The organism is Arcobacter pernae, from assembly GCF_049472135.1.
Taxonomy (GTDB): domain Bacteria; phylum Campylobacterota; class Campylobacteria; order Campylobacterales; family Arcobacteraceae; genus Arcobacter_B.
Genome location: NZ_JBMOVV010000002.1, coordinates 292,402 through 314,706, shown reverse-complemented (window position 1 = coordinate 314,706; position 22,305 = coordinate 292,402). Strand labels below are relative to the sequence as shown.

Genomic DNA, 22,305 nt, shown 5'->3' with positions numbered 1-22,305 from the left:
TAATCTTTATAAACCGAATATAGAAAGGTTGATATACCTTTTTTATTTGCTATCTTTGATAGCTTTGGAGAAGTTAATCGAATAACTTCTCTCTTCTCTGAAAGGAGGTGATCCAACCGCAGGTTCTCCTACGGTTACCTTGTTACGACTTCACCCCAGTCGCTGAATCCACTGTGGAGGGTAGCTACCTTAGCATCCCCGCTTCGAATGAGTTCAACTCCCATGGTGTGACGGGCGGTGAGTACAAGACCCGGGAACGTATTCACCGTAGCATTGCTGATCTACGATTACTAGCGATTCCAACTTCATGTAGTCGAGTTGCAGACTACAATCCGAACTGGGAGATATTTTTGAGATTTGCTCCACCTCACGGTATCGCGGCTCTTTGTATACCCCATTGTAGCACGTGTGTAGCCCTGGACGTAAGGGCCATGATGACTTGACGTCGTCCTCACCTTCCTCCTACTTGCGTAGGCAGTCTCGTTAGAGTTCTCAGCCGAACTGTTAGCAACTAACGACGAGGGTTGCGCTCGTTGCGGGACTTAACCCAACATCTCACGACACGAGCTGACGACAGCCGTGCAGCACCTGTATATAAGTTTCTGCAAGCAGACACCAATCTATCTCTAGAAAGTTCTTACTATGTCAAGTCCAGGTAAGGTTCTTCGCGTATCGTCGAATTAAACCACATGCTCCACCGCTTGTGCGGGTCCCCGTCTATTCCTTTGAGTTTTAATCTTGCGACCGTACTCCCCAGGCGGTACACTTAATGTGTTTACTGCATTACTGCAAGGTCTAGCCTCACAACAACTAGTGTACATCGTTTAGGGCGTGGACTACCAGGGTATCTAATCCTGTTTGCTCCCCACGCTTTCGCGTCTCAGCGTCAATAATGTTCCAGTAGATCGCCTTCGCAATCGGTATTCCTTCTGATCTCTACGGATTTTACCCCTACACCAGAAATTCCATCTACCTCTCCCATATTCTAGGTAATCAGTTTCAAGAGCAGTTCTATGGTTGAGCCATAGGATTTCACTCCTGACTTAATTACCCGCCTACACGCTCTTTACGCCCAGTGATTCCGAGTAACGCTTGCGCCCTCCGTATTACCGCGGCTGCTGGCACGGAGTTAGCCGGCGCTTATTCATATAGTACCGTCATTATCTTCCTATATAAAAGGAGTTTACGCACCGAAATGTGTCATCCTCCACGCGGCGTTGCTGCATCAGGGTTTCCCCCATTGTGCAATATTCCCCACTGCTGCCTCCCGTAGGAGTCTGGACCGTGTCTCAGTTCCAGTGTGACTGATCATCCTCTCAAACCAGTTAGGCGTCATAGCCTTGGTGAGCCATTACCTCACCAACAAGCTGATACCGTACAGGCCGATCCTAGAGCTATAAATATTTCCCTTGCAAACTTATGTTTTAAAGGCATATGGGGTGTTAGCAGTCGTTTCCAACTGTTATCCCCCTCTCTAGGGCACATTACCTATATATTACTCACCCGTGCGCCACTTAGCTGACAGTTATAGCAAGCTATAACCCGTTCTCGTTCGACTTGCATGTGTTAAGCACGCCGCCAGCGTTCACTCTGAGCCAGGATCAAACTCTCCATAATAAAGTGTTTGAAACTGACAATTTTTGTTTCCATTAAACAAAATTATCACTCAAGTGTTTTTACATAAATGTAAAAAGCTTAAATAGACAAGAATTATTTTTCTTGTTTTTTTATCGTTTTTTCTATATTCGGTTTATAAAAATTACTTCTTATTAACCTTCGTTTTTAAAGATCATATCTCTTTAGAACTTTGTGTCGTTCCTCTGAAATTGGACGGGAATTATAGACAAATTATCCCCCTTTGTCAAGAGAAAACTCTTAATAAAAGCTTAAATTTTATAATTTATGGTTTTTACTATCTTTTTATTGTGTTTTAAAGGGATTTTATATTAATTTCATTTATTTCTTGTTTTTTATTAATTTTCTATTTACTTTTTTATAATAATATATGACTAATTTAATATTAATGTAAATATTAAAGATGTAATTAAACACTAAGATATTAGAATTACACAAAAAAATATAAAGGATAAACATATGTATAATAGAGATTATCTTTCTAATGAAACATCTCAATATACACAGGAGTCATCAAAAGCTGAGTTAATGAGTTTCCTTAAGGCAACTTATCAGTTATTTGCTGGATCATTATTGGCAGCAACTGCTGGTGCATATATTGGTTTAGAAATAGTTGGAATACTAGCTGGACCTGTTAAGTGGGTATTATTTGCTGTTGAATTAGCATTAATATTCTTTGTAATACCAAGAGTTAAGCATACACCAGGTGTAAACTTAGCTGTATTGTTCTTATTTACATTTATTACAGGTTTAACAATTGCTCCTTTACTTGCAGCAATTTTTGCAATGCCTAGTGGTGCTTCTATAGTAGGTCAAGCTTTCTTAATGACTTCTGTTGCATTTGGTGGTATTTCTATGTTTGCAATGACTACTAAAAGAGATTTCTCTTCAATGGGGAAATTTTTATTCATTGCTTTAATTATTATGATTGTTGGAGGTATCTCTAACATTTTTATTCAGTCATCTATGTTCCAATTAGTGATTGCTAGTGCTGGTGCTTTATTATTCTCTGCATTCATTTTATATGATACACAGAATATTATCAAAGGTCATTATGATTCACCTATTGAAGCTGCACTATCTCTATACTTAGATTTCTTTAATCTATTTGTGTCACTATTACAAATTCTTGGAATTATGAATAGTAATGATGACTAAAAACTAACTCCTTTTGGAGTTAGTTTTACTTTATTTAATTACTTATTAAAATATGAAATCAGACAACCTAAGACTTATTGACGCTAATTTAAATAGACTACGAGAAGGAATTCGTGTAGTTGAAGATATCTTTAGATATATCTATAATGATAAAGAGACTGCTTTAAAATTAAAAAGTTTAAGACACAAAGCAAGAACTAATAATTATAATGAGCTTTTATCAACTAGAGATGTTGGCAATGATGTATTAAGATCATCTATTAAAAGTGAACAAAATAGAGATGATTTAAACTCTATTATGATTGCTAATTTTAAAAGAGCACAAGAAAGCTCAAGAGTGCTTGAAGAGTTTACTAAACTTACATCTATTGAAGATAGTGAAAACTTTAAATATATAAGATATGAGCTTTATAATTTAGAGACTGTCTTAATAAAAATCACTTCAAACTCTAAATAGTTTAAATTATAATCTTTATAAAGTTTTTTAGCAGCTTTAAAATCCAAAGTAGAATTTCCACCACTAACACCTGATTTTTTTATATAGTCAAATAAATCTTTTTTATTATCAAACTCTAGTTTATACATAATAGTTTCAAATTCACATTCAAAGTATTTTGAAAAAGCATTTTTAATTGACTTTTCATCTAGTATTGGTGATTTTGTACAAGAAACTTCTTGAATTGTTTTAAAAGTATTTGAAGTAAATAAAACTGCATTTATTTCATCAGTAATGTAAGATAGATGTTTGACTATTTTTGTTAAATCTTTTGACCATTGCAAAGCAGATGAAGATAAAATAATATCATAGTTGTCGTTTGCTATTTCATCTAAAAACTCTTGTGTATCAAAGTCATGGCATTTTACTTGAATATTTTTGCCTTTTGGATGAAGCTCACACATTGATTCTGAGAAATCAATTGCTTTATAAAAATCAATATCCCATGTAATTTGTGAAAACACTTGACCTGAACCACAACCTAATTCTAGTATTTTTTTAGGTTTATTTTTTAGTTCTCTTACTAATGATTTTGCACATATTTGTTGGATGATATTATGAGATTGATACTCTTTTGCGTATTTAGAAAATTCATTTTTAACTGACATAAGGGTCATTTTAACTAGTATTTAATAAATTTTAGATAAAATATACACCATTTTTCAAAAAGGAAATAGATTATGACATCTACACTTTTAATAGTTCAGTTAGTTTTAGCAGTTTTAATTACAATTGTGATTTTACTTCAAAAAAGTTCAAGCATTGGTTTAGGTGCTTACAGTGGAAGTAATGAATCATTATTTGGAGCTAAAGGTCCTGGAAACTTTTTAACAAAAGCAACAATGGCATTAGGATTAGCATTTGTTATCAATACACTTGTTTTAGGTTACCTTTACAATGAACAAAGAAACAAAAGTGCGATTGATTCAGTAAAGACTGATACATTAATCCCTGCAACACCAATTGAGAAAACTGAACAAGCTGCACCAGCAGCACCAGGTTCTGCACCAGTAGTTCCTACAAATAACTAATACAAAGAAATAGATAAGTATGAAGTATCTATTACTTCTTTGTATTTCATATATTTACTTAAGTGCAAATGCACATGTATTTGTTTATCATAGATTTGGTGACGACAGACATCAAAGTACAAATACTACACTTAAAGAGCTAGAAAAAGAGTTTGTATACTTTAAAGATCATGGGTACAAGGTAGTACCTATGATGGATATTGTAAATAGATTAAAAAATAAAATGGAAGTACCTGATAATTGGGTTGCTTTTAATATAGATGATTCTTACAAAAGCTTCTATGAGAATGGACTTCCTTTATTCAAAAAATATAACTACCCTTTTACACTGTTTGTATATGTAGAGGCTACAGAGAAAAACTATAATGATTTTATGACATGGGAGCAAATAAAAGATGCTTCAAATTATGGAGAAATAGCTTTACACTCTTATGGACATAAACACTTAACTAAACAAACTAATAAAGAGATTTATGATGATACTAAACTATCTTACGAAATCTTTGAAAATAAAATGGGTTTTAAACCTAAAGGTTATGTTTATCCATATGGTGAATATGATGAAAGAGTAAAGAGTGTTATTAAACAATTTAATTTTGAATATATTGCAAACCAAAGCTCTGGAAGTGTAAATGTAAAAAGTGATAGATTTGATATAAATAGAGTTGCTTTAGTTGGAGATGTTAACTTAAAAGAGAAGTTAAAATACAAAACATTAGAAGCAACATGGATAGAACCAAAACAGACTCCTAAAGATGGTATTCTAAAAAGAGTTAAAGTAAAAGTTAATCCAGATATAAAAAACATAAAATTATACCTTTCTGGCTATGGTTGGCAAGATATAAAAGTAAAAAATGGTATAATAGATGTCATTTTAAACAAGAAGCTAAAGTTTTCTCGAAATAGAGTTGCTATTAGCCCTAACTACTATACAATTTCAAGTAAATTACTAATTAAATAAAGGAGACTAGATGTTAGAAGAGATTTATGCTGAAACAACTGAGCATATGGAAAAGTCAATCGAGGCTTTAAAAAGAGATTACAAAACATTAAGAACAGGAAAAGTTAATACTGCAATTTTAGACGGTATTTCAATTGATTACTATGGAACACCAACACCATTAAATCAAGTTGGTTCAGTAACTGCAACTGATGCTACAACAATTGTTGTAAATCCATGGGAAAAAAACCTTTTAACTGATGTTGAAAAAGCTATTCAAAATGCTAATATTGGTGTAAATCCAAATAATGACGGTGACGTAATTAAATTATTCTTCCCTCCTATGACTGTTGAGCAAAGACAAGAAACTGCTAAACAAGCAAAAGGTATGACTGATAATGCAAAAGTTGCAATTAGAAATGTAAGAAAACATGCTAATGATAAAGTAAAAGTATTACATAAAGATAAAGAAATCACTGATGATGAGAGTAAAAAAGCTCAAGAAGAAATTCAAAAAATTACTGACTCTTTTGTAGTAAAGGCTGATGAGACTTTAAAAGCAAAAGAACAAGAAATTTTAACGGTATAATTTGATGAACGTAGAGCAAATTTATAAAGATTCAGAAGCACTACTTGAAGGACACTTCAAATTAAGTAGTGGAAATCACTCAAAATACTATTTACAATCTGCAAAGGTTTTAGAAGATCCTAAAACTGCAAAACTTTTAGCTGAAGCTTTAGCTGAACAGATTAAAAAATCTGGAATTAAAGTAGATGCTGTATGTTCACCTGCACTTGGTGGATTAATTGCTGGTTTTGCATTAGCAACTGCACTTGATGTAAGATTTATTTTTGCAGAAAGAGTTGATGGTGAAATGACTATCAGAAGAGGTTTTGAAGTAAAAGAAGGTGAAAACTATATCATTTGTGAAGATATTATCACAACTGGTGGTTCTGCACTAGAAGCTGCAAAACAAGTTGAAGCTGGTGGTGGAAATATTGTAGCATATGCTGCATTGGCTAATAGAGGATTCTGTAGTAGAGTTGGTAGTGATATTGAAGCAAAAGACAATTGTAAATTACCACTTGATAAACCTTTATTTGCATTAGAAGATTTTACTTTTGAAATGTATGCACCAGAAGATTGTCCATTATGTAAAGATGGTTCTGTTGCTTATAAACCAGGTAGTAGAGGTAACTAATGGCAAAGTGGAGAGATGTAAAACAAAATAGAGCTCAAAATAAAAATAACTCTATAAAAAATCAAGAAGAAAAAATAGACTCTTCTTGTGCATCTCTTGGCTCAAGGTTGAAAGCCTTTTTAACTGACTCATTTTTAATTACTACTCCTATTACTTATATCGTTATGTATTTAGTATTAGGTGGTGGTGATGAGTTTGCCCATAATAGATCATTTGGTTGGGCTTTGATTTTAGGTGTTACTGCAATTGTAATAACATTCTTTTGGTATGTTAAATTCCAAACACCTGGAATGAAAGCCTACAGTGTCAAAATTGTTAATCAAAATAAACAAAGAATAACTTTTATTCAAGCTGTAGTTAGATATTTAGCTACACTAATCTCTATGGCATCAATATTTTTAATGTTTATGCCATTTTTTCATAAAGAAAAAAAGACTTTTCAAGACTTAATTTCTAAGACTATAATCATTGACGAATAGAGTTCAATTTTTTAATCTTTCTGCATTCTATTTTTTCTACTTTGCAGCTGTTGGGGTATATATAATATTTCTTCCAAAAGTACTTCATGATGTTGGATATAGTACTTTTGAGATAGGTATCGTTTTTGCACTTGCACCGCTAATGAGATTTGTTACACCATTTTTATTTTTAAAACATGTAAAACTAAATCAAGATGTATTCAAAACTGCCTTATTTATGTCTATTATAAGTTCTTCAATGTTTTATATCACACTTGACAATTTCTATGCCTTTATGCTTAATAATGCAATTTTAGGGGTATGTTTATCTTTGATGCTACCATTTCTAGAAGTATCAGCTATTAAACATCTAGGAAAAGAAAGATATGGAAAATCAAGACTTTTTGGTTCTATAGGTTTTATGTTTATATCTTTGCTTTTAGCAAAGTTTCTAACTGAACCTCATATTGCTCTGCACTACTATTTAGCAACAAATATCTTAACTGTTGTATTTGCTTTATTACTTATGCGAAGTGATGTTGAACACAAAGCTCAGCAAAATAGTGAAGAATTCTCTTTTTTAAAATATTGGCCATTTTGGCTTAGCTTATTTTTTATGCAAATGAGTTTTGGAGGTTTTTATAACTTTTTTACTATTTATGAAACAGATCATGGAATAAGTTTAGAGATGGCATCTTATCTTTGGTCTTTTGGTGTTATTTGTGAAATATTAATGCTTTATTTTCAAGCACCTCTTTTAAAAAACAACTTACTAACTATTATAAAGTTTTGTGTTGGTATTACAGTTTTTAGATGGATAATACTTTTTGCTTATCCAGATTCCTTAACTATTACTTTTATATCTCAAAGTATCCATGCTTTCTCTTTTGGCTTATACCATAGTGCTGTTATTATTTATCTTTATTCTCTTTATGAAGATAAAAAATTAGCTCAACAGTTTATGTATGGAGTTGCTTATGGACTTGGTGGATTTATAGGTGCAATTATTGCTGGATGGGTATATGGAGAGTTTCTTTTTATTTACAGTGCTTTATTTGCTTTAATTTCTTTTATAAGTTTATTTGCAGTAAAAAAACAAACTATCCAAAACTCTTAATATTTTAGATTTTATCTTTCTTTAACTCTTTTTCTTTAAAGTTTATTACATCTTTTAAATCTTCAATATATTTATTTTTTTCAGTAATTCTTTTCTCTAAATCCAAAACTACTTTCTTTTTTATCTCTACTTCTTTTTTAAGATTCTTATTTTCTTCAAGAAGTTTATCATTCTCATTTTTTAAATTTATTGCTATTAATGAAGCTTTTTTAACTTTTGTGTTTGCAATATTCGTAATATTACTATTCTTCTCTTTTAATGTTTTTAATTCACTTTCATAATAATCCAGTTGGCTTTTTTGAGATTCTGATTTTCTTTTTAAATCTAACATATCACTATTTAATGAATTTAAATCTATGTTTGCATAAGTTATAAGTTGCTCTTCTAAAAGTTTAATTCTTTTTTGACTACTGATATGCTGTTTTTTTGTCTCTTGAATATTTTGAAGAACTCTTTTTTTGAATTCTCTTTTTTCTAATTCGTCATTTGTTGTTAAAAATCTAATTCCAACATACTCGATTATCTCATCTCCTAGATCATCAAATATAGGTATGATAGTTGCATTTACATAATATGCACTTCCGTCTTTTGCTCTGTTTTTAACCTTACCTTGCCAAGTATCTCCATTTTTAACTGTTTTCCATAAATCTTGGAAAGCAGCTTTTGGCATATCTGGATGTCTTACTATATTATGATGACTTCCATATAGTTCTTCCCTAGTATATTGAGCCATCTCACAAAAAATCTCATTTGCAAAAGTAATTCTACCTTTTGTATCAGTTTTTGATACTATTGCCACATTATCTATTGCATTTAAATATTTTTCTAACTCTTTTTTTTGTTTAATAATTGTATCTTGCTGATGGAAGGAATGGGAAGCCTTATAAACTTTATCAGTTAAAACTCTTATATCAATTGGCTTTAAAATATAAGCTGTTGCATTGTGAGTTATTGCATCAAGTAGATATTTTTCTTCAGTAAATGCAGTAGTAAAGATAAATGGTAACTCTTCATCTCTATTTCTAATCTCTTTTAATAAATCAATACCATCAAGAACTGGCATATTTATATCACTAATTATTACATCGACTCTTTGATTGTTTCTAATTAATTCATCATAAATTTCAATGGCTTCATTTCCATTTTCAGCTACATGAAACTCTTTGAAAAGTTTTTTTATAGCAATAGTAGTATGCTCTCTTACAAATGCATCATCTTCAACATAAATTACTGTTAATAACTTAAAAAAATCTACCCTTTTCATTAGCTACTCCCCAATAGAATAATTAAGAATAGCATAAATTAGTATTATAAAAGTATCATTTAATAATAATTATATGTCAATTTTTAATAGGTATGTTTATTTCAAAACAAGCACCTATATACTCTTTATTTTCATGAGTCATTTTAGTGTTATAGCACTTGATAGTTCCATTCATATGTTTAATAATAATTTCTCTACACATATAAAGTCCTATTCCTGTACCTTGTGACTTATGCTTTGTAGTAAAATAAGGTTCAAATACTCTATCTTGTATTTTTTCATCAATTCCACCACCATTATCAATTATTTTAATGTTTGCCATTGAACTCTTTTTCTTAACTTCAATTAATAATAATTTATAATCTATATCATTTTTCTCTAAAGCATCTCTTGCGTTATTAAAGATATTTAAAAACACTTGTAATAATTCATTTTCTATACCTAATAATCTAATATCTTCAATACTTTTTTGGATATTAATCTCTCTGTTTTTAAACTTTGAACTAATTAGTTTTAAACTTTTATTGAAAGTGTTTTCAATATTAAATATTACTTTTGGTTTATCAGTTCTTAAAAAGTCTCTAAAGTCTTCAATAGTTTCTGATAAATATTGAGAAGATTCATTAATTTTATCTAACTCATAAAGCTCTTCTTCCTCTTCATTTATCCCTAACTCTTTTTTTAATTTGATACCTGTAGCAATTGTAGAGATTACAGATAAAGGTTGTCTCCATTGGTGTGCAATATTTTCAATCATTTCACCCATTGCAGCCATTTTTGACTGTTGGTGAAGTAGTTGTTCTTGTTCTTTTAACTTCACTTCTTGCTTTTTCTGATTTGTTGTGTCTGAGAAAATACCAATATAGTTTTTAACTTTATTCTCTTCATCATAAACAACACTAATTGTAATATATTCGTTAAATACATCACCATTTTTTCTCTTATTTACTAAATCACCTTCCCAGAAGCCATATTTATTAAGTTCTTCCCACATATTCGAATAGAACTCTTTAGGATGTACTCCTGATTGTAAAACAGTTGGATTCTTCATATATACATCAGAAATACTATATCCAGTTGATTTCTCAAAAGCACTATTAACATTTATGATATTTGTATCTTTATCTGTAATCATAATACCATCATGTGCATTTTGGAATACAATATATGCTTGTTTTAATTGCTCTTGTTTTTGTTTTCTCTCTGTAATATCTAAACCTAAAGCAACTAACTCTAATTCACCATCTACATTCAATGGAATTAGGGATAATTCAACAACTCTTTGTTGATTATTTTTATTTTTTATAATCATCTCTTCTTGAGAAAAAGTTATAGTATTTAAATTCATATTTAAAATAGTGTCTTTTAAATAAGCTTGTTCCTTTTCATCCCAACATGAAAGCTCCCAAAATCTCTTTTCTAAAGCCTCTTTTAAACTCTCTTCTAAATACTCTAAACCTTTATTATTAACCTGAGTTACTTTTCCATTACTCTTCATAATAGCTGCTAAGAAGATTGTTTGTTCAAATAAAACTTGGAATTTTTTCTGTTCTTTTATTTGTTTTCTTTGGAATTTTAATTCCACTTCTCTTTCTAAATGGTATTTATAAATCAAAGTAATCACCAAGATAGCTGAAACCAAAACTAAACTAATAATTAGAACTGAGATATTTGAAGTTTTTTCTTCCCAGTCTTTTAAACTCTCTTGTAAATCAATTCTAATTGCAATATTTAATGGGAAAACTTCTGTTAGCTTGTAAGAAGTAATGTACTCTTTATTTCTAAAACTCTCTATTCCCCATGATTGAGAACTATTTAATGCTTTGTTGTAAAGTGATCTTTTTTCAATCAATGTTCCAGGAGTAACTTGTATATCTGATGAGAAAAGTAAAAAACCATCAATTCTATATAAATCAATATACGCAAATGAATTATCAAGATTCTCAATATATCTATTTATAAAATATTCACTATTAACATTTATTAATATATAAAACTCTTTTCCTTCAAGTTCAAAATATCTAAGAACAGGAACAAATGATAAGTCTGTTTTTGTAATTTCATTCATATGAGTAACATTTGAACCATCAACCAAATCTCTTCCTATCCAAGGAAGACCAAATCTAAGTACAGATTTACTAAATAAAGGCTTTGGATAAAAATCATTTATATTAATATTTAGATTCAAGTTCAAGTCATTTGAACTATAAATTACATTTTTGTTTGAATCTAAAATATTAATAGACCTAATGAAAGGATTGTTATACAAAATTTTATTAAATCTAGTGTGTAAAGTACTAAACTCATCTTGATTATTTATAACTGACACCAAGTTTGAACTCAGTAAATTAATATTATTGAAACTTTGAGTTACTTGGTCAGATAAAGTATTTGCATGAAGTCTTGCAATTTCTAAGTGCGTCTTTATTGCTTCATCTTTTAATAAAGATAAAGAAGAAATAATAGCAGTAACTACAGTTACCACTATTACTAAAGATAGTAATAGTGTTTTTCCTAAAGAGTTTAGCTTATTCATTAACTCATATATTATTTTAATTTAGCAATTGGTTCTAAAGAGTTTTTCTTAGCTAAGTCTAAAAGCCTTCCATCTTTTTTTATGTCACTAATAAACTGTTCTACTCTTTCATAAAACTTATCATTTCCATAAGCCATTGCCCATGCATATGGTGTTTTATGATATGTTGAGTCAGGAGTAACTAGTCTTGCCCAATTTGTTGTAGCAATCATTCTTTTTCCAAATGGATAATCAGTCATAAATACATCAGCTCGACCTGCTTTTACTTCCTGTTCTCTTGCTTTAAAACTATTTACAACAAGTAAATCTGCATTTTTAAGTTTACTTTTCATAACTGGCTCATGATAAGTTCCCTTTGCTACAGCTACAACAATACCTTTTTTATCAATATCATTCCAAGTTTTAACTCTTTGATTTGTTTTTGTAGTAATAGCATAAATATCACTTGATAAATGAGGTGTAGTAAATCTCATTTTTGCTCTTCTTGATTCAGTATTTCCTATTGCAAACATTGCAATATCACATTTATCATTTGTTACATCATTTACTAGCGTTGCAAAAGAGCTTGATACATACTTAAGATTCACTCCTAAGTCTTTTGCTAATTCTTTTGCTAAATCACTATCAATCCCAACTAACTTCTGTGTTCTTGTATCAAGATAAGAAATACCATAATATTCTGGCCAAATACATACCCTAAGTTCATTACTTTTTTTAATTAGATCTAATTTATCACTTTGTGCATAAAGCCCCACTACACAAAGAAATAAAAGAAAAATTCCCTTTTTAAAGCCCATCCTACTGTCCTTTTAATGAAGTAGAACATTATACAGAGTCTAAAATTAAGAGTATGTAAATATTATGTATTATTTTTATTTTATAATTATTTCTTACAGAAAATAATGACTAATTTACTATTTCCATGATTAGAAGTTTAATATTCTTTTTCTCCTGTATCTCAACTAGCTTTAAACCGTCAATTTGAGTTTCCATGAATTCAGATAAATTACTTATATTATTTACTGCAAGATGTTTTAATAAAGCTCCCCTATAGTGTTTAGCCCAGTGACTAACCACTTTTCCATCTTTTATAAACTTAAAAGTTAAAACATTTGCTTTTTTTATCTTATAAAACTTTTCATAATGTCCAGCTCTTAAATCAATAATCTCTTCACCTAAATAATCATCTAAAGCTGTAGAAAAGTTGTCTAAATAAAATTTTTCTACTGCTAAATCAGGTAGTTTAGCTCCTTGCTTATATTTATAATCAGGAATTAAATCATCTGCTTTAATAGGACCAAAAAGATTTGAAAATAATACTACATTCTCATCAATATAGTTTTGTGATTCTTTATCTAAACTTTCGTACTCGATTGCATCAAAAGCAACGCCATTGTATCTTTGGATAGCTTTCATTGTTGGTTTATTTTTTAAACTCTCTTTATATCTTTCAACTTCATCAAGCTTTTTTAGACCAAACCATTTTGATAACTCTTCAATATTTGAGTTTTCTAAAAGTTGCTCATATTTTTCAAAAACTTCATTTCGCTTTTCAAATAACTCTTCTAAAAAAAAGTTCTCTTTACAGTATGGTTTCTCTTCTCCACCTTGGTTTTTCGTTTCTGCTGGGGCAAGTAGAATTTTCATTTTTTACCTTTTATAAATATTTCTTGAATTTTATCTAAAATCACTTTTCTAAACCTAAATATTAAAAGTATACTTACTATCAAAAATAGTAAAATCCATAATAGTTGACTATCAAATACTATCAGTAAATTTACAATTTCCTGAAGAAATACTCCCCAAAGAGTAATTGAAATAACTGTAGCAACAAAAACTATTGAGATTATAGTGTAGTGTTTCATTCCTATTAGATAACCAATCATCGAACCTACAATTGGTCCTGTCATCCAAAAAGGAATAAAAACAAATATAAAAAGTCCAAACTTTCCATACTTGTCAAACTTTTCTTTATGCTGCTTCTTTCTACTTTCAACTTCTAAGAAGAACTCTTCTAAAACTTTTACTTTTAATACACCTTTAATACTTAAAACAAATAAAGGATATAAAATGGTTACCATTATAGTTTCAGTGTAAACATTTGTTAATATCACCCAAAAATGATTTAGCTCAGCAGCATAACCAAAAGACAAGGAAGGAACTCTTCCTACAAGTAAATTAGAGAAAATCATTCCTGTAATTTTACTTGCTAAAACTGGGTCAAAAAAGTAAAGAACAATAATAAATACACCTAGTGAAAAAATTAATATAAGTCCAAGAAGAAAGATATTTCCTTCTTTTGCTTTAAATAACTTCTCCAAAAGTTCTTTCATTAACTAATTACTCCACTATGATATAACCATTTACCATCTACTTTTAAAAATTTGCTTTTTTCAACAAATGAAGCATCTTGACCATTTTGTTTTATCAAAGCATTGAAAGTTACAAATGACTCTTCTTCACCTTCTATAAAATCTAGAATAACTAAACCCGTGAACTCACTATTTAAAGAAAACTCTTTAATTGATGATGACCATGATGAAGTATCTTCTGTATACTCATTATTTGAAGGATGTGTAGTTTTTATAATATATTTACTATCTCCAACTACATAAGCTGTATATCTTGATTTCATTAACTCTAAAGCTGTTTTCGGATTTGAACCATTATGAAAGATTTTACAACATTTTTTGTATTTTTTTGAAGAGCCACAAGGGCATAAACTATTTGCAGATATTTTCAAAGTAGACCTTTTAATATTTAATAATTAAAAGATTTTAGCATAAGCTAACTTAGCAGGGAAACCCTACTAAAGTTAATTTTATTAAGACTATTTATTTGCCTTATTTACTTTTTTCTCTTCTTTTTTAGATTTACTGTTTTGTTTTATATTTTGCTTTTTCTCTTTAGCTTTTTTATTGATTTTCTCTTTTTTATTATCAAACTGCTTTTTTGAAGAAACTGTTTTCTTTGCATTATCAATTTTAGCTTTTCTCTTCTCTTCAACTTTTGATTTTTTTGCTTTTTCATTCTGTTTTACTTTTGATACTTTTTTATTGCCTTTTACATTTGCAATAACACCAGGACCAAAACCTTTTATATTTTTTAAATCATCAGCACTCTTAATTTTGTTTGTCTTTCTATACTTGATGATTTCATCAGCTTTTTTAGGACCAATCCCTTTTATAGACATTAACTCTTCTTTAGATGCTGTTTGTAGATTTAAAGCAGCGAATAAAAATGATGTGCTTAACATCAATAACATAAGTAACTTTTTCATGTTTATCCTTTAAAATAATTTATAAAATTATAACAAAGTTTTAATAAATGTAATTTTAAATTATTTTTATTTAGATTTTAATATAGTTTAATAAGCTTTTTTATGTATAATAATCCAATAATTTTTAAGTATAAGGAAGAGAAAAGTATATGCCGGCACAATTTCCATTAGAACTTGTATCTAACTTTTTATCTATAATTTTACTTCTTGCACTGTTTTTTAAATACTTACAGTACAAAAAGAAGATTGATATAATAAAAGGTTTAGATAAACTAAGAGAAGAAAAAGACATTACTTCAGAAGATTATCAATTTATTAGAGATAATGAGAGGGAGTATAAAGAAAAACTTGAGAAAACAGAAGCAAACATAAAAATAGCACAACCTGTATTTATAATAATCGCAGGGATTTTAATTCTTTCTTTTGATTTTCAAGAAGCAATGATTCATTTAAATGTAGTTGTAGTTGCATTTATTTTTATGCAAGTTGATAAAATTCATAAAAGAAATCTTTATGCCTTCCTAAAAGAACTAAAAAAAGGCACAAAAGACCAAGTAGAGCAAGAATAATAAGCTCTACTTAGAAATAAACTCACTTAAACTTTTATAGTCTAAAATCTTTATAAAACCTTTCTCATTTTGAATAATCCCATCTTTTTTTAACTTTGATATCTTTCTTGAAAATGTTTCTGGAGTTATATTAAGTAGTTGAGCAATTTTTACTTGTTTTAAGTTTTTTAATAAAGGTTCGTTATCAAGTAAAAACTTTGCAATTTTTTCTATACTATTTGAGCTTATATTATAAGAGATAAAACTCTCTAAGGCTTTAATTTTTTTAGTAAGTGATTTTATAAAAAACATTGAAATTTCAGGTTTTAATAAAAATTCACTTTTAAATTTTTCATAATCTATTAGTAACACTTCTGCTTTTGTTTCAAAAGCACAATTTGCTGGAAATCCTATTTCTTCATAGTTCGCAATTTCAGCGATTAATGAAGGAGGCATTAAATTGTGGATTATAACCTCATTGTCTTTATGGTCATGGGTATATAGTTTTACAATACCACTTAAAAGGACATGAAGATATCTAGGCTTATCACCTTTATAAAAAAGTATTTCATCTTTGTTAAAACTCTTTTTTATAGAAATCTCTTTTAACCTTTCAAGTTCTTTTTCTTTTAAGAAGTTAAAAAGATAAAAATCTTCGAACTCATTTCTTTGCATATTATCTCTTTTTATTGATATTAATCAATGAATATTTTTTATATTTATATAATAATTTAATCAAACTTAGTTAAATAAGACAAATTTTACCCTAATTAAATTAAAGGGACATTTTATGGAAATAGAAAAATTTAATACTGAAATTCATACACTAAATAGTTTTTTTAAGACTTATTGCCAAGATAACCATCAGGGCCAAGAAAATACAAAGTTTAACTTAGTTTATAAAAACACACCTTTTACTCTTGATATTCCTTTATGTAAACAGTGTTGTGAAGATATACAATATAGTTTTGAGAAACTAAAGCTTTGTCCTCATGAAGAAAAGCCTAGATGTAGAAAATGCCCAAACCCTTGCTATGAAAAACCAAAATGGAAAAACTTAGCAAAGATTATGAGATATAGCGCTGTGAAACTTAATTTTATTGATATTAAAAAAAGAGTTAAAAACCTTTTTACCAGTTAATCTCTTCTTTTCCTAATCTATTTAAAATCTCATTTGTTTTTGAGAAGTGTTTACAACCAAAGAAGCCTCTATATGCTGATAATGGACTTGGATGAACGCCTTTTAAAATATGATGTTTAGTAATATCTATAATTTTTTCTTTTTTAATAGCACTACTTCCCCATAAAATAAAAACAATATCCTTACAATTTGCACTTATAAATTTAATAAGATTATCCGTAAATATCTCCCAGCCCATTTTATGATGGGACTTTGCTTTTGCTTCTTCTACAGTTAAAATCGCATTAATTAATAAAACTCCGTCTTTTGCCCATGAAGTTAAATCCCCATGCTCACAAGTTGAAGCTTTACCTAAATCTTCTTGGATCTCTTTTAACATATTTCTCATTGATGGAGGGTTTTTAATCTCAACTGGTGTTGAAAAGGCTAAACCTTGTGCTTGCCCTGCTCCATGATAAGGGTCTTGCCCTAAAAGTACAACTTTTGTATTTTCAAGTGGTGTTAAACTAAAAGCATTAAAAATTTTATCTTTTGGTGGGAAAACTGTAGTTGTTGCATAAGCTTTATTAACTTGGCTCATTAAGTTTTGATAATACTCTTTTTTCTCTTCTTCTTTAAAAAAATCATCCCAAGTCATGTATTTTCCTGTAAATAAAATGATTAAACTAAGAGATTTAACTCTTAGTTTAAAATATTTCGTATCTTATAATACAGGAGATTTAATTACCATTAATTTTTCATTACTCATCTCTTCCATAGAGTTTAAAATACCTCCAAGACCAAGTCCAGAAGCTTTTGCTCCTCCAAATGGCATCCAATCAACTCTAAAGGCAGTATGGTCATTTACCATTACAGCAGTACCATTTAATCTTTTTACAGCTTTTAATGCTGTATCAATATTTTTTGTAAATACTGCTGCTTGGAAAGATACTTCTAAAGCATTTGCTCTATCAAAAGCCTCTTCAATATCACTGTAAGTATAAATACAAACAACTGGTCCAAATACCTCTTTTGTAGATACTAAGGCATCATCAGATGGGTTTAAAATAACTGTTGGTTCATAACAAGAAGCTGATATTCTAGCACCACCTGTTAGGATTTTTCCACCTTTTAAAACAGCCTCTTCTACCCATGATTCTACTCTATCAACTTCTGCGTTATTAATAAGTGGCCCTACTTCTGTTTTTTCATCTAGTTGATTTCCAACTACAAGTTTAGAAGCATATTCACTTAATCTATTTGCTACCTCATCAACTATATCTTCATGTACATATACTCTTTGAACAGATACACAAACTTGACCTGCGTGATAGAAACCACCCTTTCCAATTGATGGAATTAAATCATCAATATCTGCATCTTTTTCGATAATCACAGGTGCAACTCCACCATGTTCAAGTGCTACTCTAGTACCTTTTGCTACTTTTGAGTTTAAGTACCAACCTACATCTCCTGAACCTATAAATGTTAGGAAATTAACCTTTGGAGAAGTTGCTAATAACTCCCCTGCATTTCTATCACAAACAACAGCTTGTGCCCAACCTTTTGGAAGCCCTGCTTCTTCTAAAATCTCAACTAATCTAATAGCTGACATTGGAGTTTGTGTAGCTGGTTTTATAATAACAGGACAACCAACAGCAAGTGCTGGAACTACTTGATGTACTGCTAGATTAAAAGGATGATTAAAAGCAGAAATAGCAGCAACTACACCAATTGGTTCTTTAAAAGTATATGCCATTCTATTAGCACTACTTAAAGTATGTCCCATAGCTATTTCTTTACCTTCAAATGCTCCTAAATGCTCTATTGCTAATTTAACACCATTTATGGCTCTATGAACTTCTACCTGTGAATCAATCCAAGGCTTACCACCTTCACTTGCACAAAGTTTAGTTAGTTCATCAACTTGCGAACTCATAATTTGCATAGCTTTTTCTAAAATCTCAATTCTTTTATATTTTGGTAAGGCATTTTTATGGTCCAAAAATGTTGCTTGTGCTAAATCAATAGCCTCTTGAACTTCTTGCGTTGTAGAAAAAGGAACTTCTCCCACCTTACTTCCATCAAATGGTGATGTTACTTCAATTGTACTCATACTCTCTCCTTTTATTATATTAAACACTCTTTTTTTGCTAATAGTTCATTTAAGATTTCATGATTTAAAGAGTAATCAACTGCTAAATCAATTAAATGAACACCTTTACTATTTACACACTTCTGTAGTGTTTCTTCAAACTCTTCGCAAGATGTTGGTCTATGTCCTATTGCACCATAAGCTTTTGCATATTGTACAAAATCAGGATTATCTAAATCTAAACCATATGTCTCAAAGCCCATTCCTGTTTGCTTCCATTTTATCATGCCATAGGCATTATCATTTAAAATAACTACAGTTAAATCAAGTTTTAGTCTAACAGCAGTTTCTAACTCTTGTGAGTTCATCATAAATCCACCATCTCCACAAACAGCTACTACTTTCTTATCTGGATTTACCATCTTTGCAGCCATTGCTGATGGAAGTCCTGCTCCCATTGTTGCTAGTGCATTATCAAGTAGAAGTGTATTTGGGTGTGAACATCTATAGTTTCTTGCAAACCAAATTTTATAAACTCCATTATCTAGTGTTAAGATATCTTCATAATCTAAAGTTTGTCTAATAACTCTTACAACTCTTTGAGGAAGTGCGGGGAATCTATCATCTCCAAAATATTTATTAAGATGTGTTTTTATCTCTTTTACCATTCTTTTATAATAGTCAAAATCCCAATGATCTTGAACAGAAATAGCTGTTGTTAAAGAGTTTATACTAGTAGCTATATCTCCTAAAACATCAAGTTGAGGGAAATATGTATCATCCACTTCAGAAGCAAAGAAGTTTATATGAATTACCTTTGTTGCATCCTTACTATTTTCCATAAAAAATGGCGGTTTTTCAATTACATCATGTCCTACATTTATGATTAAATCTGCTCTATCAATTGCACAATGTATAAAATCATCTTTTGATAGTGCAGCTGTACTTAAACATAGTTTATGATTCTCATCAATTACACCTTTTCCCATTTGAGTTGAGAAGAAAGGAATTCCAGTTTCATTTACAAAATTTGTAAGGGCATTTCCAATTCTATTTCTATTAGCTCCTGCCCCAATTAGCAGAAGTGGTCTTTTTGCTTTTTCTATCATCCTTACTGCATCTAAGATTACATCTTTGTTTGCATATGGATATTTTAAATCCCTTACAGGGTAAATATTATAATCAACCTCTTCTTCTGCAATATCCTCAGGTAGCTCAATAAGTGCAGCTCCTGGTCTTTCTGTTGTAGCTACTTTAAATGCTTCCCTTACCATAGAGGGAATATTATTTCCATTTACTACTTGTTTTGAATATTTAGTCATAGGTTTCATCATATTTACAACATCTATGATTTGAAATCTACCTTGTTTTGATTTTTTAATAGGCTTTTGACCTGTAATCATAAGCATTGGCATTCCACCAAGTTGTGCATAAGCTGCACTTGTAGCAAAGTTAGTAGCTCCTGGGCCTAAAGTGGATAAACAAACTCCAACTTTTCCAGTAAGTCTTCCATAAGTTGCAGCCATAAAACCTGCTGCTTGTTCATGTCTTGTTAGTATAAGTTTAATTTTGGATTGTCTTAACGACTCTAATAAATCTAAATTCTCTTCACCTGGTATTCCAAAAATATACTCAACACCTTCATTTTCTAAAGCTTTTACAAATAAATCTGATGCTTTCATAGTATTATCACCTTGTTTATATTTTATTATTGATAATCATATTCAATATCTATTAAACCTTTTCTTAATAAACCCCTATTATTAGAAAAAGTACCAAAAGTGTTTCAACTGTAAATCTATTTGCTCTCCTATGATAAATATTATAACACCTTTTTTAAAATATTTATATAATGTTAAATATATTTAATATAGTATTTATATACTATTTAAAAAAGGAATAATTTGAAAAATAAAGCAATAATTTTTGATTTAGATGGAACTTTGATTGACTCATTAGAAGATATTGCAATTTGTATGAATCAAGTTCTCATCGAATTAAACCTACCACACCATGAATTAAATGATTATAAGAACTTTGTAGGTGGTGGTATTGATTATCTTGTAAACAATGCCTTAGATGAAAATACAAGTGATGAAATAAAAGAAGAAGTTACAAATAGATTTAAAGTTGTTTATGACCAAAAGCTTCATGCTAAAACAAAACCTTATGAAGGTATATATGAACTACTTGAAGAGCTTGAAAGACTAGAGTACAAAATAGGAATCTTATCAAATAAGCCCCATGAATTTACTCTTGCTTATGCAAACTCACTATTTTCTCAATTTAACATTTCTGAGATTCATGGACAAAAAGCTCATATTGAAAAGAAACCAAATCCAACTGCTGCTATTTCAATAGCTAATAGTTTTGAAACTTCATGTGAAGATATCTACTTTGTTGGAGATACACAAGTTGATATGAAAACAGCAAAAAATGCTAATATGAAAGCAATTGGTGTTCTTTGGGGATTTAGAACTAAAGAAGATTTAGAAGAGAGTGGTGCTGATTATTTAGTTGAAAAACCACTTGATATTTTAGATATATTAAACCAAAGTAAATAAAATTTACTCTGGTTTTTTATATCCTAATTGCTCCAAGATATTCATTACACTTAGATTCTGCTCTTCTGCAACTGTTTTAAACTTATCATTTGCATTTGCTTTTACGCCTAAAGTCTCTAGCTGTTTGATAAACTCTTGCGTACTAATTCCTAATGTTGAAGCTACTTCTTCAATATTTTTCTTACCAAGTCCAGTTAAAGGAATGATTTTCTGCCCTTCTTTTTCAAAGTTTACTCTTAATAAATCATAAATAAATTTAGGACTTATATCATTTGCTTGTGCTATTTGTGATAAACTCTGTTCTTGTGTAAAAACTATTCCATTTGAACTTAAAAGTTTTTTACTCTTTTCTAAATCAAAACCTAACTTTTCTGTAAAAGTTTTCAATGAAGATAATTCAGCATGAGAATAAGGAGCACTTCCATACTCTTTTTCCCAAGAGTCTTTTATTTGTGTACCAAAATCTAAAAAACTTGAAAAAGGAATACTTTGAGTTAAAGTACCAATTAAAAAAACAATTGAAACACCTAATGCAACAATTGTATCTTTTGTAAAAAAGACAAACTCTCTACTCTTATTTTTCATATAACTAATCATTGGTCTAAAATTATAATATACATGTAAAAGTGTTGCTACAACAAAAAGAACCATAAATGTTGTATGAATTTGTGCATACTCTTCTTTTGTAAGACCAAAAATCTCCCAATTTGACCAGTTTGCTATTCTTCCAGGAGGTGTAATGAAAAGTATTATTCCTGTATATGTCATAACGAGCATAGCAAAAAGCATCGTAAGTGAAGTGATTTTCTTTAAACTCATAAGTATTCCTTATAATATTTTATTTTAATATTATTATATAAC

The 22,305-nt window shown here is 29.7% G+C and carries 24 protein-coding genes and 1 rRNA gene; 11 read left to right on the top strand and 14 right to left on the bottom strand.

All coding sequences use genetic code 11. The annotated features are described in order from the left end of the window. Positions 1-100: 100 nt before the first annotated feature. Positions 101-1,617: ribosomal RNA gene (locus tag ACH5BF_RS04120) — 16S ribosomal RNA — on the bottom strand. Positions 1,618-2,094: 477 nt separating this feature from the next. Between ACH5BF_RS04120 and ACH5BF_RS04115 the strand changes: the two genes are divergently transcribed. Both ACH5BF_RS04115 and ACH5BF_RS04110 read left to right on the top strand, forming a co-directional pair. Further along, positions 2,095-2,793, top strand: a complete 699-nt coding sequence (locus ACH5BF_RS04115) for a Bax inhibitor-1/YccA family protein (protein WP_423272899.1) — start codon at positions 2,095-2,097, stop codon at positions 2,791-2,793. Positions 2,794-2,845: 52 nt separating this feature from the next. Next, positions 2,846-3,250 (top strand): thiamine-phosphate pyrophosphorylase, encoded by a 405-nt coding sequence (locus tag ACH5BF_RS04110; protein WP_423272897.1) that lies wholly within the window; start codon positions 2,846-2,848, stop codon positions 3,248-3,250. Here the strand turns inward: ACH5BF_RS04110 and ACH5BF_RS04105 are convergent. After that, positions 3,202-3,897: a methyltransferase domain-containing protein gene (locus ACH5BF_RS04105; protein WP_423272896.1), complete on the bottom strand. Its 696-nt coding sequence runs from the start codon at positions 3,895-3,897 to the stop codon at positions 3,202-3,204. The two genes, ACH5BF_RS04110 and ACH5BF_RS04105, sit on opposite strands and share 49 nt — an antisense overlap. A 72-nt stretch (positions 3,898-3,969) precedes the next feature. Between ACH5BF_RS04105 and secG the strand changes: the two genes are divergently transcribed. From secG to ACH5BF_RS04075, 6 genes are read left to right on the top strand one after another with little or no spacing between them, the layout of a single operon-like run. Continuing rightward, a complete protein-coding gene (gene secG, locus ACH5BF_RS04100) occupies positions 3,970-4,320 on the top strand; it encodes a preprotein translocase subunit SecG (protein ID WP_423272895.1) in 351 nt (116 codons plus the stop codon). Positions 4,321-4,339: 19 nt separating this feature from the next. After that, positions 4,340-5,281: a polysaccharide deacetylase family protein gene (locus tag ACH5BF_RS04095; protein ID WP_423272894.1), complete on the top strand. Its 942-nt coding sequence runs from the start codon at positions 4,340-4,342 to the stop codon at positions 5,279-5,281. A gap of 10 nt (positions 5,282-5,291) precedes the next feature. Further along, on the top strand, positions 5,292-5,849 hold the full coding sequence (gene frr, locus ACH5BF_RS04090) for a ribosome recycling factor (RefSeq protein ID WP_423272893.1): 558 nt from the start codon (positions 5,292-5,294) through the stop codon (positions 5,847-5,849). Positions 5,850-5,853: 4 nt separating this feature from the next. Further along, on the top strand, positions 5,854-6,462 hold the full coding sequence (gene pyrE / locus ACH5BF_RS04085) for an orotate phosphoribosyltransferase (protein WP_423272892.1): 609 nt from the start codon (positions 5,854-5,856) through the stop codon (positions 6,460-6,462). Then, positions 6,462-6,941, top strand: a complete 480-nt coding sequence (locus tag ACH5BF_RS04080) for an RDD family protein (protein WP_423272891.1) — start codon at positions 6,462-6,464, stop codon at positions 6,939-6,941. Before pyrE ends, ACH5BF_RS04080 begins: the two co-directional genes overlap by 1 nt. After that, positions 6,931-8,037, top strand: a complete 1,107-nt coding sequence (locus ACH5BF_RS04075; RefSeq protein WP_423272890.1) for an MFS transporter — start codon at positions 6,931-6,933, stop codon at positions 8,035-8,037. Before ACH5BF_RS04080 ends, ACH5BF_RS04075 begins: the two co-directional genes overlap by 11 nt. A 4-nt stretch (positions 8,038-8,041) precedes the next feature. Here the strand turns inward: ACH5BF_RS04075 and ACH5BF_RS04070 are convergent, their stop codons facing one another. The 7 genes from ACH5BF_RS04070 to ACH5BF_RS04040 all read right to left on the bottom strand — a co-directional run bounded on the left by ACH5BF_RS04070 (position 8,042) and on the right by ACH5BF_RS04040 (position 15,117). Then, positions 8,042-9,301: a response regulator gene (locus ACH5BF_RS04070; RefSeq protein WP_423272889.1), complete on the bottom strand. Its 1,260-nt coding sequence runs from the start codon at positions 9,299-9,301 to the stop codon at positions 8,042-8,044. A gap of 76 nt (positions 9,302-9,377) precedes the next feature. Further along, the gene (locus ACH5BF_RS04065) at positions 9,378-11,837 is read right to left on the bottom strand and encodes a PAS domain S-box protein (RefSeq protein WP_423272888.1); all 2,460 of its coding nucleotides are present in this window, start codon (positions 11,835-11,837) and stop codon (positions 9,378-9,380) included. Positions 11,838-11,848: 11 nt separating this feature from the next. After that, a complete protein-coding gene (locus ACH5BF_RS04060; protein WP_423272887.1) occupies positions 11,849-12,634 on the bottom strand; it encodes an ABC transporter substrate-binding protein in 786 nt (261 codons plus the stop codon). 109 nt (positions 12,635-12,743) lie between these two features. Next, a complete protein-coding gene (locus ACH5BF_RS04055) occupies positions 12,744-13,484 on the bottom strand; it encodes a YaaA family protein (RefSeq protein WP_423272886.1) in 741 nt (246 codons plus the stop codon). Then, positions 13,481-14,170, bottom strand: a complete 690-nt coding sequence (locus ACH5BF_RS04050) for a small multi-drug export protein (protein ID WP_423272885.1) — start codon at positions 14,168-14,170, stop codon at positions 13,481-13,483. The genes ACH5BF_RS04055 and ACH5BF_RS04050 overlap by 4 nt, the downstream gene beginning before the upstream one ends. Beyond that, on the bottom strand, positions 14,170-14,580 hold the full coding sequence (locus ACH5BF_RS04045; RefSeq protein ID WP_423272884.1) for a YchJ family protein: 411 nt from the start codon (positions 14,578-14,580) through the stop codon (positions 14,170-14,172). The genes ACH5BF_RS04050 and ACH5BF_RS04045 overlap by 1 nt, the downstream gene beginning before the upstream one ends. Before the next feature lie 87 nt (positions 14,581-14,667). Next, positions 14,668-15,117, bottom strand: a complete 450-nt coding sequence (locus tag ACH5BF_RS04040; RefSeq protein ID WP_423272883.1) for a ComEA family DNA-binding protein — start codon at positions 15,115-15,117, stop codon at positions 14,668-14,670. A gap of 149 nt (positions 15,118-15,266) precedes the next feature. Here ACH5BF_RS04040 and ACH5BF_RS04035 point away from each other — a divergent pair, with 149 nt between their 5' ends. After that, complete coding sequence (locus ACH5BF_RS04035) at positions 15,267-15,686, top strand: hypothetical protein (RefSeq protein ID WP_423272882.1); 420 nt, start codon at positions 15,267-15,269, stop codon at positions 15,684-15,686. 6 nt (positions 15,687-15,692) lie between these two features. Here ACH5BF_RS04035 and ACH5BF_RS04030 read toward each other — a convergent pair whose 3' ends face one another. Beyond that, positions 15,693-16,340, bottom strand: a complete 648-nt coding sequence (locus tag ACH5BF_RS04030) for a Crp/Fnr family transcriptional regulator (RefSeq protein WP_423272881.1) — start codon at positions 16,338-16,340, stop codon at positions 15,693-15,695. Positions 16,341-16,455: 115 nt separating this feature from the next. Between ACH5BF_RS04030 and ACH5BF_RS04025 the strand changes: the two genes are divergently transcribed. Further along, entirely contained in the window at positions 16,456-16,806 is a 351-nt protein-coding gene (locus tag ACH5BF_RS04025; protein ID WP_423272879.1) for a nitrous oxide-stimulated promoter family protein, read from the top strand. On the opposite strand, the gene ung is transcribed toward ACH5BF_RS04025, so the two are convergent. The 3 genes from ung to ACH5BF_RS04010 all read right to left on the bottom strand — a co-directional run bounded on the left by ung (position 16,796) and on the right by ACH5BF_RS04010 (position 20,562). Continuing rightward, complete coding sequence (gene ung, locus ACH5BF_RS04020) at positions 16,796-17,443, bottom strand: uracil-DNA glycosylase (RefSeq protein ID WP_423272878.1); 648 nt, start codon at positions 17,441-17,443, stop codon at positions 16,796-16,798. The genes ACH5BF_RS04025 and ung overlap by 11 nt on opposite strands. A gap of 66 nt (positions 17,444-17,509) precedes the next feature. After that, on the bottom strand, positions 17,510-18,901 hold the full coding sequence (locus ACH5BF_RS04015; protein WP_423272877.1) for an aldehyde dehydrogenase family protein: 1,392 nt from the start codon (positions 18,899-18,901) through the stop codon (positions 17,510-17,512). 14 nt (positions 18,902-18,915) lie between these two features. Beyond that, entirely contained in the window at positions 18,916-20,562 is a 1,647-nt protein-coding gene (locus ACH5BF_RS04010; protein ID WP_423272876.1) for an acetolactate synthase large subunit, read from the bottom strand. A 222-nt stretch (positions 20,563-20,784) separates the two neighbouring features. Here ACH5BF_RS04010 and ACH5BF_RS04005 point away from each other — a divergent pair, with 222 nt between their 5' ends. Next, the gene (locus tag ACH5BF_RS04005; protein WP_423272875.1) at positions 20,785-21,444 is read left to right on the top strand and encodes an HAD family hydrolase; all 660 of its coding nucleotides are present in this window, start codon (positions 20,785-20,787) and stop codon (positions 21,442-21,444) included. A 3-nt stretch (positions 21,445-21,447) separates the two neighbouring features. Here ACH5BF_RS04005 and ACH5BF_RS04000 read toward each other — a convergent pair whose 3' ends face one another. After that, the gene (locus tag ACH5BF_RS04000; RefSeq protein ID WP_423272874.1) at positions 21,448-22,263 is read right to left on the bottom strand and encodes a DUF4405 domain-containing protein; all 816 of its coding nucleotides are present in this window, start codon (positions 22,261-22,263) and stop codon (positions 21,448-21,450) included. Positions 22,264-22,305 lie beyond the last annotated feature (42 nt).